The sequence below is a fragment of the Enterobacter asburiae genome (assembly GCF_008080435.1).
Taxonomy (GTDB): Bacteria; Pseudomonadota; Gammaproteobacteria; order Enterobacterales; family Enterobacteriaceae; genus Enterobacter; species Enterobacter asburiae_C.
Genome location: NZ_VRKN01000001.1, coordinates 196,233 through 213,398, shown reverse-complemented (window position 1 = coordinate 213,398; position 17,166 = coordinate 196,233). Strand labels below are relative to the sequence as shown.

Annotated in this window: 15 protein-coding genes; 11 read left to right on the top strand and 4 right to left on the bottom strand. The window is 55.0% G+C overall.

All coding sequences use genetic code 11. The annotated features are described in order from the left end of the window. The first annotated feature begins 13 nt into the window (after positions 1–13). The 7 genes from ycjQ to FU672_RS00950 all read left to right on the top strand — a co-directional run bounded on the left by ycjQ (position 14) and on the right by FU672_RS00950 (position 7,944). Complete coding sequence (gene ycjQ, locus FU672_RS00980; RefSeq protein ID WP_148241818.1) at positions 14–1,066, top strand: D-guloside 3-dehydrogenase; 1,053 nt, start codon at positions 14–16, stop codon at positions 1,064–1,066. A 17-nt stretch (positions 1,067–1,083) separates the two neighbouring features. Continuing rightward, complete coding sequence (gene ycjR, locus FU672_RS00975) at positions 1,084–1,872, top strand: 3-dehydro-D-guloside 4-epimerase (protein ID WP_148241817.1); 789 nt, start codon at positions 1,084–1,086, stop codon at positions 1,870–1,872. Positions 1,873–1,883: 11 nt separating this feature from the next. Further along, positions 1,884–2,942: a D-glucoside 3-dehydrogenase gene (gene ycjS / locus FU672_RS00970; RefSeq protein WP_148241816.1), complete on the top strand. Its 1,059-nt coding sequence runs from the start codon at positions 1,884–1,886 to the stop codon at positions 2,940–2,942. Then, a complete protein-coding gene (locus tag FU672_RS00965; RefSeq protein WP_148241815.1) occupies positions 2,936–5,215 on the top strand; it encodes a glycoside hydrolase family 65 protein in 2,280 nt (759 codons plus the stop codon). The genes ycjS and FU672_RS00965 overlap by 7 nt, the downstream gene beginning before the upstream one ends. Then, the gene (gene pgmB / locus FU672_RS00960) at positions 5,205–5,870 is read left to right on the top strand and encodes a beta-phosphoglucomutase (RefSeq protein WP_148241814.1); all 666 of its coding nucleotides are present in this window, start codon (positions 5,205–5,207) and stop codon (positions 5,868–5,870) included. The genes FU672_RS00965 and pgmB overlap by 11 nt, the downstream gene beginning before the upstream one ends. 13 nt (positions 5,871–5,883) lie before the next feature. After that, positions 5,884–6,966: an ABC transporter ATP-binding protein gene (locus tag FU672_RS00955; RefSeq protein WP_148241813.1), complete on the top strand. Its 1,083-nt coding sequence runs from the start codon at positions 5,884–5,886 to the stop codon at positions 6,964–6,966. Positions 6,967–7,029: 63 nt separating this feature from the next. Next, positions 7,030–7,944, top strand: coding sequence for an OmpG family monomeric porin (locus FU672_RS00950; RefSeq protein WP_148241812.1), 915 nt, complete (start codon positions 7,030–7,032; stop codon positions 7,942–7,944). Between the two features lie 33 nt (positions 7,945–7,977). Here FU672_RS00950 and FU672_RS00945 read toward each other — a convergent pair whose 3' ends face one another. Further along, positions 7,978–8,988 carry a LacI family DNA-binding transcriptional regulator gene (locus tag FU672_RS00945; RefSeq protein ID WP_148241811.1) on the bottom strand — a complete coding sequence of 337 codons (1,011 nt, stop codon included), beginning with the start codon at positions 8,986–8,988 and terminating at the stop codon, positions 7,978–7,980. 155 nt (positions 8,989–9,143) lie between these two features. Between FU672_RS00945 and FU672_RS00940 the strand changes: the two genes are divergently transcribed. The 3 genes from FU672_RS00940 (at position 9,144) to tyrR (ending at position 13,244) form a co-directional block, all read left to right on the top strand. Beyond that, positions 9,144–10,541 carry a YcjX family GTP-binding protein gene (locus tag FU672_RS00940; RefSeq protein WP_148241810.1) on the top strand — a complete coding sequence of 466 codons (1,398 nt, stop codon included), beginning with the start codon at positions 9,144–9,146 and terminating at the stop codon, positions 10,539–10,541. Further along, positions 10,538–11,590: a YcjF family protein gene (locus FU672_RS00935; protein ID WP_148241809.1), complete on the top strand. Its 1,053-nt coding sequence runs from the start codon at positions 10,538–10,540 to the stop codon at positions 11,588–11,590. The genes FU672_RS00940 and FU672_RS00935 overlap by 4 nt, the downstream gene beginning before the upstream one ends. A 112-nt stretch (positions 11,591–11,702) precedes the next feature. Beyond that, positions 11,703–13,244, top strand: coding sequence for a transcriptional regulator TyrR (gene tyrR / locus FU672_RS00930; RefSeq protein WP_148241808.1), 1,542 nt, complete (start codon positions 11,703–11,705; stop codon positions 13,242–13,244). A gap of 36 nt (positions 13,245–13,280) precedes the next feature. Here the strand turns inward: tyrR and FU672_RS00925 are convergent, their stop codons facing one another. Then, entirely contained in the window at positions 13,281–14,489 is a 1,209-nt protein-coding gene (locus tag FU672_RS00925) for an aldose 1-epimerase family protein (RefSeq protein ID WP_148241807.1), read from the bottom strand. Positions 14,490–14,764: 275 nt separating this feature from the next. Further along, a complete protein-coding gene (gene tpx / locus FU672_RS00920; protein ID WP_023335907.1) occupies positions 14,765–15,271 on the bottom strand; it encodes a thiol peroxidase in 507 nt (168 codons plus the stop codon). Between the two features lie 107 nt (positions 15,272–15,378). On the opposite strand from tpx, the gene ycjG reads away from it, so the two are divergent. Continuing rightward, the gene (gene ycjG, locus FU672_RS00915; RefSeq protein WP_148241806.1) at positions 15,379–16,344 is read left to right on the top strand and encodes an L-Ala-D/L-Glu epimerase; all 966 of its coding nucleotides are present in this window, start codon (positions 15,379–15,381) and stop codon (positions 16,342–16,344) included. Here the strand turns inward: ycjG and mpaA are convergent. Beyond that, a complete protein-coding gene (gene mpaA, locus FU672_RS00910) occupies positions 16,335–17,048 on the bottom strand; it encodes a murein tripeptide amidase MpaA (RefSeq protein WP_148241805.1) in 714 nt (237 codons plus the stop codon). The genes ycjG and mpaA overlap by 10 nt on opposite strands. Positions 17,049–17,166 lie beyond the last annotated feature (118 nt).

Genomic DNA, 17,166 nt, shown 5'->3' with positions numbered 1-17,166 from the left:
CAAGGAGTCAGTCATGAAAAAATTAGTTGCGACAGCGCCTCGTGTGGCGGCGCTGGTGGAATATGAAGATCGTCCGGTTGCCGTCCATGAAGTGAAAATTCGCGCCCGCTTTGGTGCGCCGAAACACGGTACCGAAGTGGTGGATTTCCGCGCGGCAAGCCCGTTTATTGATGAAGAGTTCAACGCAGAGTGGCAGATGTTTACCCCGCGTGAAGAGGGTGCCGCGCGCGGTATCGAATTCGGTAAGTTCCAGCTTGGCAATATGGTGGTTGGCGACATTATCGAATGCGGTGATGACGTCACTGAATACCAGATTGGCGACAGCGTCTGCTGCTACGCACCGCTGCAGGAAACGGTGATCGTTAACGCGGTTAATAACTACAAGCTGCGCAAAATGCCGCAGGGTGCCTCCTGGAAAAACGCCGTTTGCTACGATCCAGCGCAGTTCGCCATGAGCGGCGTGCGTGATGCCAACGTGCGGGTCGGCGATTTTGTGGTCGTGGTGGGACTGGGTGCGATTGGGCAGATTGCTATCCAGTTGGCCAAAAAAGCCGGTGCGTCAATCGTCATCGGCGTCGACCCTATCGAACACCGCTGTGAGATCGCCCGTCGTCATGGGGCAGACCACTGTCTGAATCCAATCGGCACTGATGTCGGTCTGGAAATCAAAAAGCTGACCGGGAAGCAGGGCGCGGACGTGATCATCGAAACCAGCGGCTTCGCAGATGCGCTGCAGTCCGCGCTGCGCGGACTCGCCTACGGTGGCACCATCTCCTACGTAGCCTTCGCAAAACCGTTCGCGGAAGGCTTTAACCTTGGCCGCGAAGCGCATTTCAATAACGCGAAGATTGTCTTCTCCCGCGCCTGCAGTGAACCCAACCCGGATTACCCGCGCTGGAACCGCAAGCGTATTGAAGAGACCTGCTGGGAACTGCTGATGAACGGCTATCTGGATTGTGACGATCTGATCGACCCGGTCGTGACCTTCACCACCAGCCCGGAAAGCTATATGACGTATGTCGATCAGCACCCGGAACTCAGTATCAAAATGGGCGTCACTTTTTAAGCCAAGGAGAGCAAATTATGAAAATCGCAACACAAAACCAGGCCTTTTTCCCGAGCACTATCCTGGAGAAATTCGAGTACATCAAAGCAATGGGTTTTGATGGCTACGAAATTGATGGCCGACTGCTGGTAGAAAACCTCGACGACGTAAAAGCGGCCATCAAAGCAACTGGTCTGCCGGTGACGACGGCCTGCGGTGGATACGATGGCTGGATTGGCGACTTCATCGAAGAACGTCGTCTGAACGGATTAAAGCAGATTGAACGCATTCTGGAAGCGCTGGCTGAAGTGGGCGGCAAGGGCATTATCGTGCCTGCTGCCTGGGGCATGTTTACCTTCCGTCTGCCGCCAATGACTTCTCCACGCAGCCTGGAAGGCGACCGCAAAGCCGTCAGCGCCTCCCTGCGCTGGCTGGATGAAATCGCGGCGCGCACCGGGACGACCGTCTACCTGGAGCCGCTGAACCGCTATCAGGATCATATGATCAATACCCTGGCTGACGCGCGCCGCTATATCGAAGATAACGACCTGAAGCATGTGCAGATCATCGGTGATTTCTATCATATGAACATCGAAGAAGACTCGCTGACGGATGCGCTGCATCAGCACCGCGATCTGCTGGGCCATGTGCACATCGCGGATAACCACCGCTATCAGCCGGGCAGCGGCAGCCTCGATTTTGCCAGCCTGTTCGATCAGCTGCGTGCGGATAATTACCAGGGTTACGTGGTGTATGAGTGCCGTGCTCGCGCCGAGGATCCGGCTCAGGCATACCAGGACTCACTCACTTATCTGCGTGAATGCTAAGGATGACGAGCGTGATGAGTGCTTCTACACCTTCGCCTCTGCGCGTCGCCATCATCGGCGCCGGGCAGGTTGCGGATAAAGTGCATGCCTCGTATTACGCCACGCGCAGTGATGTTCAGATGGTGGCTGTCATGGACAGCCATCCTGAACAGGCTCGGGCGTTTGCGGAACGTCATGGTATTCCCTCCGTATGGCAGGATGCGCAAGACATGCTCGAGGCGGTTAAGCCGGATGTGGTGAGCGTCTGTTCGCCTAACCGGTTCCATTTCGAGCACGTCATGGCAGCGCTGGAAGCGGGCTGCCATGTGATGTGTGAAAAACCGCCTGCTATGACGCCGCAGGAGGCCGATCGGATGCGCATGGCCGCGCGCAAGGCGGGAAAAGTACTGGCGTATGATTTTCACCATCGTTTTGCTCTCGATACACAACTGCTGCGTGAGGCTGTGATGAAGGGGGCGCTGGGGGAAATTTATTACACCACGGCCCAGGCGCTACGGCGCTGCGGGGTTCCAGGCTGGGGCGTCTTTACCAACAAAACGCTACAGGGCGGTGGGCCACTGATTGATATCGGCATCCATATGCTCGATGCCGCGATGTACGTGCTGGGGTTCCCGGCAGTAAAAAAGGTAACGGCACACAGCTTCCAGAGGCTGGGGAACCGTAAAAATAGCGGCCAGTTTGGCGAGTGGGATCCCACGCAGTTTACCGTTGAGGATGCCCTGTTTGGCACCATTGAATTTTGCAACGGCGGCATTCTGCGTCTGGACACCTCGTTTGCGCTCAATATCCGTGAGCAATCGATTATGAACGTCGCATTCTGCGGTGAAAAGGCTGGCGCCACGCTTTTCCCGGCACATATTTACCACGATGCGTCCGGCGTTTTACAGACCCTCACGCAGCGTGAAGAAGCTGACGACCAGCGTCATATGCGCAGTATGGATGCCTTTGTTCGGCATGTGCAGGGCGAGCCCGTCATGATAGCTGATGCAGAACAGGGGCTGGTTATCCAGCAGCTTGTCGCCGCGCTGTATGAATCAGCAGAAACAGGGGAAAGCGTGACGTTATGCTAAACGTGTCTGTATTAACCGACCCGGGTTTTTGTCCACACAGCCTGAATAAATACGCCTCCATCATGGCCTGCGGTAATGGCTACATGGGGATCCGCGCTGCGCACGAAGAAGATTACACCCAGCAAACCAGAGGCATGTATCTTGCGGGTCTCTATCATCAGGCGGGTCGTAACGAGACCACTGAGCTGATCAATCTGCCGGATATCATCGGTATTGATGTTGAGCTGGATGGCGTCAATTTCACGCTCCTGTCAGGCGAAATCCTCGAGTGGCAGCGCGAGCTGGCGTTTGCCAATGGCGAACTTCGTCGCAGCGTCGTCTGGCGCTCGCCCGACGGGAAACGCTATCGGCTGGAGAGTCGTCGTTTTGTATCGCTGGACCAGTTGCCCTTAGTGGCCATGCAGCTTGCGATCACACCGCTTGATGCCGCCACGCAGGCCGTGCTGAAAACCGGCATTGATGCAACGCAAACGAACAGCGGTAGACAGCATCTGGATGAAATGTCGGTCAGAGTGTTCGATCAGCAATACATGCAGGGCGTGTATGAAACGCAGGACCGTGCGTCAGAAGTCGTTGTTTCGGCGTTTTGCCAGCTCTCTGCGAAGAGCGACAGCTGTTTCACCGCCAAAAATCGTCGTCTTAGCGTTCATCATTCGCTGACGATTGCCAAGGGTGACACTGTCACGCTTGAGAAAATCGTCTGGGTGACACATCGCAGTGATAAAGCACTGTCGCAGGCGTCTTTCGCTCATAACGCGCTGGCCGATCTTAAGGTCTGCGCGGCAAGAGGCTACGATGCGTTGCTTGAGAGTTCATCGTATGCCTGGAAAGAGGTCTGGCGTGACGCCCGGGTGGAAGTGGACTCTACGGAATATCAGGATCAGATGGCGCTGGATTACGCCGTCTGGCATTTGACGACCATGACACCAGCTCATGACGAACGAAGCAGTATCGCCGCCAAAGGGCTGACGGGCGAGGGGTATAAAGGCCACGTCTTCTGGGATACCGAAATTTTCCTGCTGCCTTTCCATCTCTTTACGCGTCCCCAAACCGCCCGTAGCCTGCTGCGTTATCGTTGGCTCAACCTGGCCGGGGCGCAGGAAAAAGCCCGTCGCAACGGCTGGCCCGGCGCGTTGTTCCCGTGGGAAAGTGCCGCCAGCGGCCTGGAAGAGACGCCGGAGTTCGCGGCTATCAACATCCGAACCGGCACGCGCCAGAAGGTGGCCTCCGCGCTGGCGGAACACCACATCGTGGCGGACATTGCCTGGGCCGTCGTCGCTTACTGGCAGGCGACACACGATGATGCCTTTATGCGGAATGAAGGCCTGACGCTGCTGATGGAAACCGCTGCGTTCTGGATGGGCCGCACAACGGAAATCAATGATCGTCTCGAAATCCATGACGTAATCGGACCGGACGAATATACCGAGCATGTGAACAACAACGCTTATACCAACTATCTCGCCTGGCATAACGTTGCCTGCGCTCGCCAGTTTATGGCGATGTTTGGGCGCGAGGATGAAGGTTTTACGCAGAATGCCACACGGTTCCTGACGCGCTTATGGCTGCCAGAGGCCAATTCAGACGGCGTGATCCCGCAGGATGATACCTTCATGGCGAAACCTGCTATTGACCTGAGCCGCTATAAAGCGAAAGCGGGTAAGCAGACCATTCTGCTCGATTATTCCCGCGCGGAAGTGAATGACATGCAGATCCTTAAGCAGGCTGATGTGGTGATGCTTACCTATCTGTTGCCGGAGCGGTTTACCCCGCAGCAATGTGCCGACAATCTGGCGTTCTACGAGCCCCGCACGATCCATGACTCTTCGCTGAGCAAGGCCATTCACGGCATTGTGACAGCCCGCTGTGGTGACACCGCTGGTGCCTACGCCTTCTGGCGTGATGGCGTCGCCATTGACCTTGGGGACGACCAGCACAGCTGCGATGACGGTATTCACGCCGCTGCGACCGGCGCGATCTGGTCCGGCGTCATTCAGGGATTTGCCGGCATGCAGATTATTGAAGGGGAGCTGCACCTTGCGCCCAGGTTGCCCGTCCACTGGCGAAGACTTGCTTTCCCCCTGCGCTGGCGGAACGCAACGCTGCACTTCATGTATGAAAACGAGGTTTTAACCATTGAAACTTCAGCACCTGCCACGCTGACGCTGTGGGGTAAAACGCTACACGTATCGGGGCGGAAGGTATGCGCTTATAAGGACTTTCTTGCATCCGCGAATGGGACCGCTACCACGGAGGGGCACCATGACGCTTAAGGCTGTTGTATTTGATCTGGACGGTGTGATCACCGATACCGCACACCTCCATTTTCTGGCCTGGCGTGCAGTGGCGGAGGAAATCGGCATCACCTTCGATGAGGTGTTTAACGAAAAGCTGAAGGGCATTAGCCGCATGGATTCCCTCCAGCGCATCCTGAAGCATGGCGGGAAAGAGGGGACATTTAGCAATGAGCAGTGCCTCGCGCTGGCGACGAAAAAAAATGCGCTCTATGTCCAGTCTCTGACGTCACTGACGCAGGATTCACTGCTTCCAGGTATTCGCGACGTGCTGGCGGATATCCGTGCGGAGAACGTCAAAATTGGGCTCGCCTCCGTTTCCCTGAATGCCCCTGGCATATTGCATGCCCTGGGCATTCAGCACGCTTTTGATTTTTGCGCCGATGCTTCCCTCATTGTCTGTTCGAAGCCAGACCCGGAGATCTTCCTCGCCGCCTGTGCAGGCCTGAATGTGCATCCTGAAGAGGCCATTGGTATCGAAGATGCACCTGCAGGCGTTGAGGCGATCAACGCGGCGGGAATGCTATCGGTTGGGATTGGATCTGGCCTGAACCATGCGGGATTACAACTTCATTCAACGCGGGAACTGACCTGGAAATGCCTGACCGAGTTTTGGGCATCCCGGACGTATTGATAAGGAATTAACAATGGCTCAACTGTCTCTGAAACACATTCAGAAAATCTATGATAACCAGGTCCACGTGGTTAAGGATTTCAATCTCGAAATCGAAGACAAGGAGTTCATCGTCTTCGTCGGGCCTTCGGGCTGCGGTAAATCCACGACGCTGCGTATGATTGCCGGTCTGGAGGAGATCAGCGCGGGTGAACTGATTATTGACGGGGTGTGCATGAACGACGTGCCCGCCAAGTCTCGCGACATCGCGATGGTGTTCCAGAACTATGCGCTTTATCCGCATATGACGGTCTACGACAACATGGCGTTTGGCCTGAAGATGCAAAAAATTGCGCCTGCGGTTATCGAAGAACGCGTTAACTGGGCGGCACAAATTCTGGGGTTGCGTGAGTATCTTAAGCGTAAGCCTGGCGCGTTGTCCGGCGGTCAGCGCCAGCGTGTCGCTTTGGGCAGGGCGATAGTGCGCGAAGCCGGTGTCTTCCTGATGGATGAGCCACTCTCTAACCTCGACGCTAAGCTACGCGTACAGATGCGCGCCGAAATTAGCAAGCTGCACCAGAAGCTCAACACCACCATGATTTACGTGACCCACGATCAGACGGAAGCGATGACGATGGCCACCCGTATCGTGATTTTGAAGGATGGCTTCATTCAGCAAGTGGGGGTACCGAAGCAGGTATATAACGAGCCCGCCAATATGTTTGTCGCCGGGTTTATTGGTTCACCAGCGATGAACTTCATTCGCGGCGCGTTAGACGACCGGTATTTTGTGACGGAAACACTGCGTCTGGAAATCCCCGAGGACAAGCTGGCCGCACTGAATGCGGCTGGCTATCAGCGCAAAGCGGTGGTGTTTGGTATCCGACCGGAAGATATTTTGACGCTTCAAAGCCAGCGGGAAGATATTGCGGCGAAGGTTAGCGTAGCTGAGCTGACGGGGGCGGAATTCATGCTTTATGCCACCGTCGGTGGGCATGAGCTGGTTGTTCGGGCGGGAGCGGCAAATGATTATGCGGCAGGAGATAATATCGGTATTCAGTTCGATATGAATAAGTGCCATTTCTTCGACGCTGAAACTGAAACAGCGATTAGATAAGAAAGGTGTTCGCCGGAAATGAAAATTTCCGGTTTTTTTGGTTAATTATAAAGGAATATTTTAATGAGTACTCTACTTAGAAGTGCTGCGCTCGTGCTGTGCGCAGGGGTTAGCTGTGCGCAGGCTTCAGAAACAGCAAAACAGTGGGAATTTAATATTGGCGCAATGTATGAAATTGAAAACGTTGAAGGGCAGGCCGAGGATAAAGATGGATTATATGAGCCCTCCGTCTGGTTTAATGCCACCTGGGATGCGTGGACTATTTCGCTGGCGATGTATCAGGAAGGGCCGGTTGATTATAGCAGTATGACGCGCGGAACCTATTTTGATCGTCCTGAATTTGAATTGCGCTATCGCTTTATTGGCACGGATGATTTCACATTCGGCTTGACCGGTGGTTTCCGTAATTATAGCTACCACTTTAAAGATGAAAAGGGGGCGAAAGACGGTACTGCAAATATGCAGCGCTACAAAATTCAGCCTGACTGGGATATTAAATTAACCGATGACTGGCGATTTGGTGGCTGGTTTGCCATGTATCAGTTTGCTAATGATCTGGAAAAAACCGGTTATGCTGACAGCCGCGTCGAAACCGAAACCGGCTTTACGTGGACCATTAACGAAACCTTCGCGGCCAAAGTAAATTACTATTTAGAGCGCGGTTTCAATATGGACACGTCTCGAAATAATGGTGAATTCTCAACGCAGGAAATCCGTGCCTATCTGCCCATTTCATTAGGCCAGACCACGTTAACACCTTATACCCGACTGGGGCTCGATCGCTGGACGAACTGGGACTGGCAGGACGATCCTGAGCGCGAAGGGCACGATTTCAACCGACTCGGCCTTCTCTATGCCTATGACTTCAACAATGGTTTATCCATGACGCTGGAATATGCCTATGAATGGGAGAACCACGATGAAGGGGAAAACGATCGCTTCCACTATGCTGGCGTGGGTGTGAATTACGCATTCTGACGACAATACGCCAGGGGCTACCCGCCCCTGGAGTTAGCGAAGGGAGGCAGCAGGTGAAAAGTGAGTATCAACAAGGACCTTTTGGGGCGCGGGATGACCGGCGATACGCTTAAACAGAAGATCGCAACTCTCTTCACCCAGCTTGCGGGTGGGGATATCAAACCCCCCAGGTGCAGGCGTCAGAATGAGGGACAGCATCGGATCGCTGTATCCCGCAATCACAACCTGCTCCGGGATCATCAGGTTTAACTCATCCGCTGCGCGATAAAGACCGAGTAATTTCATGCTGTCGGTCGCAAATACTGCGTCAGGTGGCGTAGCGGAGGACAACAATTTAATCGCCGCTGTCAGCGCGCTCTCATGGGTATATCCACCATCGATGATCCAGTCCGGATTCATCGCAATATTGTTCTTTTCCAGGCTGGCTTTATAACCTGAAAGTCGATCGAGAGAGACATGATAATCCAGCGGGGCATGCAAACAGGCAATGTTACGTCGCCCATTTTTAATGAAGTTATCGGTCAGCGTGGCGCTGTCATGGAAATTATCCGTGTCGACGGAATAAATATTCTGATACTCACCTTCAACTTTGCCGATAACGACTACCGGTACGCCATATGCATCCAGCGTGGTGAAAAAGGATTCATTTGCGGGTGAACTCAGCATAATGATCCCTTTGATCATCTTCTGTTTTATTTTACTCACACATTTCAGCAGATCGTCTTCGCTGCTTTTTGAAGTCTGTAAAATAACATCAAATCCTTCTTCCTCCGCTTTTGCCGTAATGGCATGAAGGACGTCGGAGAAAAAAGGATTACCGGCGGTGGTTTTGGTTGAACGGGTCGAAATAACCATAATGGCATCGAAGCCTGAAGAGGTCAGGGCGCGGGCCAGTTTGTTGGGCTGATAATTTAATTCGTCAATCGCCTTCAGCACTTTGTCACGCGCTTCGGGAGAAATATTCGTTTGTTTATTCAGAACGCGGGAAACGGTTGATTTCGATACGCCCGCAACCCGTGCGATATCATAGATGGTGGGTGACATACACCTTACTCACTCCGGACTGACAGCAATGCCGCTCATCTTACTGGAGAGAAAACGGCAATAGCAATAAATAAGAATTGATAATCAACGATCTGCCCCCATTTATTGTATTCTGAAACCATGCATTCAAGGCTCCCAGGCAACGAAGGACGGCGATGAAGCGACTTAAAAACGAAATCAATTCACTGGTGAACCGTGGCGTTGACCGTCATCTGCGTCTCGCCGTGACAGGGCTGAGCCGCAGCGGTAAGACGGCGTTTATCACCGCGATGGTAAACCAGCTCCTGAACCTGCACGCCGGGGCGCGTCTGCCGTTGCTTAGCGCGGTGCGGGAAGAACGCCTGCTGGGCGTGAAGCGCGTCCCTCAGCGTGATTTTGGTATCCCACGTTTTACCTATGACGAAGGGCTGGCGCAGCTCTATGGCGATCCGCCCACGTGGCCGACGCCGACGCGAGGGGTCAGTGAAATTCGCCTTGCGCTGCGTTTTCGCTCGAATGAATCCCTGATTCGCCACTTCAAGGATACCTCCACGCTGTACCTTGAAATCGTCGATTACCCCGGCGAATGGCTGCTCGACTTGCCAATGCTGGCGCAGGATTACCTCAGTTGGTCTCGCCAGATGACGGGGTTGTTGCAGGGGCAGCGCGCAGGGTGGTCGGCCAAATGGCGACAGCTGTGCGAAGGCCTGGACCCGCTTGCGCCGGCAGATGAAAACCGTCTGGCAGCTATTGCCGAAGCCTGGACGGCGTATCTGCATCAGTGCAAGCAGGAAGGGTTGCACTTCATTCAGCCGGGTCGCTTTGTCCTGCCGGGTGATTTAGCGGGTGCCCCTGCGCTTCAGTTCTTCCCCTGGCCGGATGTGGATGGGGTGGGCGAGTCGAAGCTGGCGCAGGCCGACAGGCACACTAACGCCGGGATGCTGCGTGAGCGTTACAATTACTACTGTGAAAAAGTGGTCAAGGGATTCTATAAAAACCACTTTTTGCGATTTGACCGTCAGATTGTGCTGGTGGATTGTCTGCAGCCGCTCAACAGCGGGCCACAGGCTTTCAACGATATGCGCCTAGCGCTGACGCAGCTGATGCAAAGTTTTCACTACGGGCAGCGGACGCTGTTTCGCCGTCTGTTCTCACCGGTGATCGATAAACTGCTCTTTGCGGCCACAAAAGCCGATCACGTCACGGTCGACCAGCATGCCAATATGGTATCGCTGCTGCAGCAACTGGTGCAGGACGCCTGGCAAAACGCCGCCTTCGAAGGGATCAGCATGGATTGCCTTGGGCTCGCGTCCGTACAGGCGACGCAAAGCGGGCTGATTGACCTTAACGGCGAGAAAATACCGGCATTACGCGGGAACCGTCTCAGCGACGGGGAACCGCTTACCGTGTATCCGGGCGAAGTGCCTGCCCGGCTACCGGGTCAGGCCTTCTGGCAGAACCAGGGCTTCCAGTTTGAAGCCTTCCGCCCGCAGGCAATGAGCGTCGATCGGCCATTACCACACATCCGTGTGGATGCGGCGCTGGAGTTTTTGATTGGAGATAAATTGCGATGACGGAACCGTTAAAACCGCGCATAGACTTTACCGGAACGCTTGAGCAGGACCCTCAGGAGGCGTTCAAAACGGCGCAGACGTTCAGCGGCACGCAGGCCGATAACTTTGCCCCGGCTCTGACAGAAGAGCCGGGCGTCGAGGAAGGTCCGGCGGAGGCGGTTGTGGAAGCCGCTCTGCGTCCAAAACGCAGTCTGTGGCGTAAGATGGTCACCGCCGGTCTGGCGCTGTTTGGCGTAAGCGTGGTTGGGCAAGGCGTGCAGTGGACGATGAACGCCTGGCAAACTCAGGACTGGGTCGCGCTGGGCGGATGTGCCGCGGGCGCGCTGATTGTGGGGGCGGGCATCGGGTCGGTTGCCACCGAGTGGCGTCGACTCTGGCGTTTGCGCCAGCGCGCGCATGAGCGTGATGAAGCGCGGGATCTGCTCCACAGTCACGGCACCGGGAAAGGTCGCGCGTTCTGTGAAAAGCTGGCCAGCCAGGCCGGAATCGATCAGTCGCATCCGGCGCTTCAGCGCTGGTATGCCGCCATCCATGAAACTCAGAATGACCGGGAAGTGGTGACGCTCTATTCCCATATGGTTCAGCCGGTGCTGGATGCCCAGGCGCGACGCGAGATCAGCCGTTCTGCGGCGGAATCCACCCTGATGATTGCCGTCAGCCCGCTGGCGCTGGTCGATATGGCCTTTATCGCCTGGCGTAACTTGCGCCTGATCAACCGTATCGCGAACCTTTACGGCATTGAGCTGGGTTACTACAGTCGACTCAGACTGTTCAAACTGGTCCTGCTCAATATCGCGTTTGCCGGGGCGAGTGAACTGGTGCGCGAAGTGGGCATGGACTGGATGTCGCAGGATCTGGCGGCGCGTCTTTCTGCTCGTGCCGCTCAGGGTATCGGCGCGGGATTATTAACCGCGCGTTTGGGAATTAAAGCGATGGAGGTCTGCCGTCCGCTGCCGTGGATTGATGGCGATAAGCCCCGACTGGGCGATTTCAGGCGAGAACTGATTGGCCAGCTCAAAGAGACGCTCAATAAAAAACCGGCTCCGTGAGGTTTTGTTCACTAATCGTGCTGGCTGTCAATATTTGTTGACAGCCATCTTCCGGATCACCGTGATCTGACATATCATTTTACTGTTATTGGCTTAAAACGGTGAATTTCCCATGCGTCTTGAAGTCTTCTGTGAAGACCGTCTCGGTCTGACCCGCGAATTACTCGATCTTCTTGTTTTACGTAGCATTGATTTACGTGGCATTGAGATCGATCCTGTCGGGCGAATTTACCTCAATTTTGCCGAAATTGAATTTAATACCTTCAGTAGCCTGATGGCGGAAATCCGCCGTATCGCTGGCGTTACGGATGTACGCACCATTCCCTGGATGCCCTCTGAGCGTGAGCATCTGGCGCTGAGTGCGCTGCTGGAAGCCATGCCAGAGCCATTCCTCTCCCTGGATTTGAAAAGCAAAGTTGAGCGCGTTAACCACGCCAGCTGCCAGCTTTTCGCACAGAGCCAGGAGAGGCTCAGCAATCATAACGCCGCGCAGCTGATCCCCGGTTTTAACTTCCAGCGCTGGCTGGACAGCAATCCACAGAACACGCTTAGCGAGCATGTGGTGATTAACGGGCAGAATTTCCTGATGGAAATCACGCCGGTCTATCTGAAAGGGGAAGGGAATACTCGCGTGTTGACCGGGGCGGTGATCATGCTGCGCTCGACGTTACGCATGGGTCGCCAGCTGCAAAACCTCTCCAGTCAGGATGTCGGCGCATTCAGCCAGATTATTGCCGTCAGCCCGAAAATGCGCCATGTGGTTGATCAGGCGCGCAAGCTCGCAAGCCTGACCGCGCCGCTGCTGATTACCGGAGATACCGGCACCGGGAAAGACCTGCTGGCTCACGCGGTGCATCTGGCGAGTCCGCGTGCGGCTAAGCCTTATCTGGCACTTAACTGCGCCTCTATTCCGGAAGATGCCGTTGAAAGCGAGCTGTTTGGTCACGCGCCGGAGGGCAAGAAAGGGTTCTTCGAGCAGGCTAACGGTGGCTCCGTGCTGCTGGACGAGATCGGCGAAATGTCGCCGCGTATGCAGGCTAAGCTGCTGCGTTTCCTGAACGACGGAACGTTCCGCCGCGTCGGTGAGGATCACGAAGTGCATGTGGACGTGCGCGTCATTTGCGCCACCCAGAAAAACCTGGTGGAACTGGTGCAAAAGGGGATCTTCCGCGAGGATCTCTATTACCGCCTCAACGTTCTGACGCTGAATATTCCCCCGTTGCGCGATTGTCCGCAGGACATCATGCCGCTAACGGAGCTGTTCGTCGCCCGCTTTGCCGACGAGCAGGGGGTTCCGCGTCCGAAGCTGTCTGCCGATCTCGGCACGGTGCTCATGCGCTACGGCTGGCCGGGTAACATTCGTCAGCTCAAAAACGCCGTTTATCGTGCGCTAACCCAGCTTGAAGGCTATGAACTGCGTCCGCAGGATATTCTGTTACCTGATTACGACGCGGGGACGGTATCGGTCGGCGAAGAGGCGATGGAAGGTTCGCTGGATGATATCACCAGCCGTTTTGAGCGTTCAGTGCTGACGCAGCTGTACCGCAGCTATCCCAGCACCCGCAAACTGGCAAAACGTCTTGGCGTATCGCACACCGCGATCGCGAATAAGCTGCGTGAGTATGGTTTGAATCATAAGAAAGGTGACGAATAACAAAAAGCCTCTGCAAAGAGGCTTTTTACTTTACGCTTATTCCTTCGCCAGAGGCGTGTTAACGATTTCTGTTTTTGTCTCTCCCTGAATCGACGCAATCCTGCTTTCGACGTCTTTCACCTGCTGCGGGCTGTGAAGCAGGGTATAGGTCAGATCAAACTGCGCGCTGGCACCAGGTTGTAGCTGCTTAACCCGCTTCTGCTCGCGCTCAATCGTAACGGGGTAGGCGTAGCTGGTGCCAGGCTCAATGCCCGTGACATAACCCTGCTTGAGCGTGTCGGTGTTCTTCCATAAGGTCAGCACGGGCAGCTGGCGGGTATCAAACTGGATTGACGCGCCTTTATCTCCGGCTTTATTGACCACCGCCGCGAGCGTCTCGTGGTTATTGTCCGCGAGCGGTTTAATGTTAAAGACCATCTCATCAAAGCCTTTTGTCGGCCCGGCATAGGTTTGCCAGTCGTTAACGCCCGCTTTGGCGTAGTCATTGAACGGGCTCACGCTCACCGCCGGTGCAAGGAAACGGGCGCCTTCTTCGAGGATCGGCGTGCCGAAGTTGCTGTGATAGATGATTTGGTAATCATGAGGGTAATCTGCATGGTTGGTCAGAACATCATGCAGGCTGAACTGGTTGGTTCCGGGAACGTAGCGCAGTTCGGTCATGGTTTGCAGATCCGCTTTTTTAAACGTGCTCTCTTTGATCAAACCCCGAACGCGGATCTCGTGCGGGGCGGCATCCGCGATTTCAACCTCGACCTGCGATACAGGGGTATTACCGGCCTTGCCGTGCAGGGTATAAATTTGCCCGTCGGCGGTGACCGGGTGTCCTGTCCACTCATAGCCACAGCGCACCATCATCTCGTTGAAACCATCCAGCCAGCCGAGACCGTTGCGGCTCTCAAGATTGATATAAGCCGGGTTCACGACCTCTTTGACGGGGGAGTTCCATCCCAGTCGGGTGCCAAACCCTTCTACGTGTAGAAGGTTCATCCCACGGGTCGGGCTCAGGGTAATGGTCAGGCCATCTTTGCTGGTAATAATGATGACTTTGCTGCCTTCCTGTTTACCGCCATGTAAGACTTTTTGCTCAATGCTGAACGTCCGATCGTTAACTTTCAGCTCATCACTGGAAATCTTCCAGTTTCCTTTCTCTATGCTGCTTTCAGCGCTTGTCAGCACCCATGTTTTAGCCGCTGCATGGCCAGAAATCAGTACCGCAAGGAGCGTAAAAGCGAATTTAATCTTCATATATTATCCTTTTTGCTGAAACGATTATTTTCTTTCGTAAGCAAATCTAATGTTTAGGCAAAAAAGGAAATGTGATGGGCTTCACTCGGGATGAAATTAGGGAATTTTAACGATTATTATGCGTTATTGATCACGCTCATGTTACATATTGTCTTGGTTATTGCATGATTAATGTGATTTGCGAGCATTTAAGCTTTAACGATTCAGCTTTGAAGTAATAAAAAACCCCGCCGTGGCGAGGTTGAGAATTAGCTGTATAGAATGCTAAGTACTTATTATGCTTTCAGCACGTCCAGCGCGGCAGTGTAATCCGGCTCGGTGGTGATTTCGTTAACCAGTTCGCTGAAGACGACGGTGTCGTTTTCATCAAGAACCAGTACAGCACGTGCTGCCAGACCTTTCAGTGGGCCTTCCGCGATGCTGACGCCGTATTTCTCGAGGAAATCTGCGCTGCGCAGGGTGGAGAGGGTGATGACGTTGCTCAGGCCTTCGGCACCGCAGAAACGGGACTGGGCAAACGGCAGGTCAGCTGAAATACACAGCACAACGGTGTTGTCCATTTCAGTCGCCAGCTGGTTGAATTTACGCACGGATGCGGCACAAACGCCGGTATCAATGCTTGGGAAAATGTTCAGTACTTTGCGTTTACCCGCAAACTGAGCCAGTGTGACGTCAGACAGATCTTTAGCCACCAGAGTAAAAGCCTGCGCTTTGCTGCCAGCCTGCGGAATGGAACCTGCAACAGCAACCGGGTTGCCCTGGAAATGAACGAGTTGTGACATAGATATCTTCCTGTTTACATATAGTTAACGTCGGGGCTAGTGTATGCCATCAGCGGATAACACGGCAAACCAAATTTTTCGCCTTTCCGGGCCGCAAGGAGTCAGTGATGAGAAGCGTTAAGGTCTATGAAGAAGCCTGGCCATTGCATACCCCGTTTGTGATCTCTCGCGGCAGCCGAAGTGAAGCCAGCGTGGTCGTGGTTGAAATTGAAGAAGAGGGGTTTAAAGGTGTCGGGGAATGTACGCCTTACCCGCGCTACGGAGAAAGTGTTGCGTCGGTGATGGCGCATATCATGACCCTGGTGCCTGACCTGCAAAAAGGGCTCACGCGCGAGGCGTTACAGCAGCGTTTACCCGGCGGGGCAGCACGCAACGCCATCGACTGTGCGCTCTGGAGCCTTGAGGCCGCTAAGCAGCAACAATCGCTGACGTCCTTGCTGGGTGTGGCGCTGCCGGAGTCCGTCGTGACGGCGCAAACGGTCGTGATTGGTGAGCCGGAGCAGATGGCCGCCAGCGCAAAAGCGCTCTATGACGCCGGGGCCACGGTGCTAAAAGTGAAGCTCGACGATCACCTGATCAGCGAGCGGATGGTCGCCATTCGCTCGGCGGTTCCCTTGGCCACGTTAATTGTTGACGCCAACGAGTCGTGGCATCCCGAGGGGCTTGCCGCGCGATGCCAGCTGCTGGCTGACCTGGGCGTGGCGATGCTGGAGCAGCCTCTGCCAGCGAAGGATGATGCAGCGCTGAAGAATTTTATCCATCCGTTGCCCGTCTGCGCGGACGAAAGCTGCCATACCCGCGAGAATTTGAGCGCGCTTAAGGGCAGCTATGAGATGGTCAATATCAAGCTCGACAAGACCGGCGGGTTGACAGAAGCGCTGGCCCTGGCGGCGGAAGCGCAGGCGCAGGGCTTTTCCCTGATGCTGGGGTGCATGCTCTGCACATCCCGGGCGATCGGTGCGGCGCTGCCGCTGGTCAATCAGGTTCGTTTTGCCGATCTGGATGGCCCGACGTGGCTGGCGGTTGACGTTTCACCGGCGCTTAATTTTACCAGCGGCGTGCTTCATCTTTGAGGCTGCCAGCGCAGAAGCTCCACCATCGCTTTTAAGTAAATTTCGCTGGCTTCGTCGGAGGAAATCGGCGGGAATTCAGCGGTGATGCAGGGCAGGCTCAAATCGGCACACCAGCTACCGAAGGAGCCGGGTGTTTCATAACCCACGCTGGTGACGAGCGGCAGGGCGAAAGCCTGCGCCAGCCACGCACCCAGATCGGAGTGATGCGGATCTTCAATACAGGCCAGCGGATCGTGGAAGGAGACAACCCATGCGGGGTGGATCTTATGGATAAGCTGACACAGCGCCTGCGTTTCCGGCTCCGAGCCGGGCTTGTCTCCCGTCAGCAGCACCACGTCCCGCTCCTCGGCGGAGCTGTTCCAGCGATAAACCGTTTCTCCGGCGCGCCAGTTTGCCGCCGGGAAATTACGGTTCAGGTCGACCCCCCTCGCATTCGCCCGTAATCCAAGCTGACAGCCATCCGGATTCACGGCAAGGATCACGTGATGTCGTCGCAATGAAGGCGTCAGCGTCCGCAGCGCGCAAGAAAGCGTGACGATGGACGAGTTCTCATCTCCGTGCGTGCCGGCAATGATCAAACCGCTGTTGCGATCGGCATCGGGCGCCGGGAACCAGATCAGCGATGCGCCTAAAAATGAGCGGCCATATTGCTCAGCGCCCGGCGGAAAGGCGCCGCGTTCCGCTCGTGGTCGGGTGATTGTCATACGAAATCCTGATAAAGAAGTCTCTACTGGCAGTGTTGTGCAAAACTCGCTGTTAATCAAATAGTTTCCGTGAAGGCTGAGAATTGCCTCAAATCACTATTCCTGACGAAGGTATTTG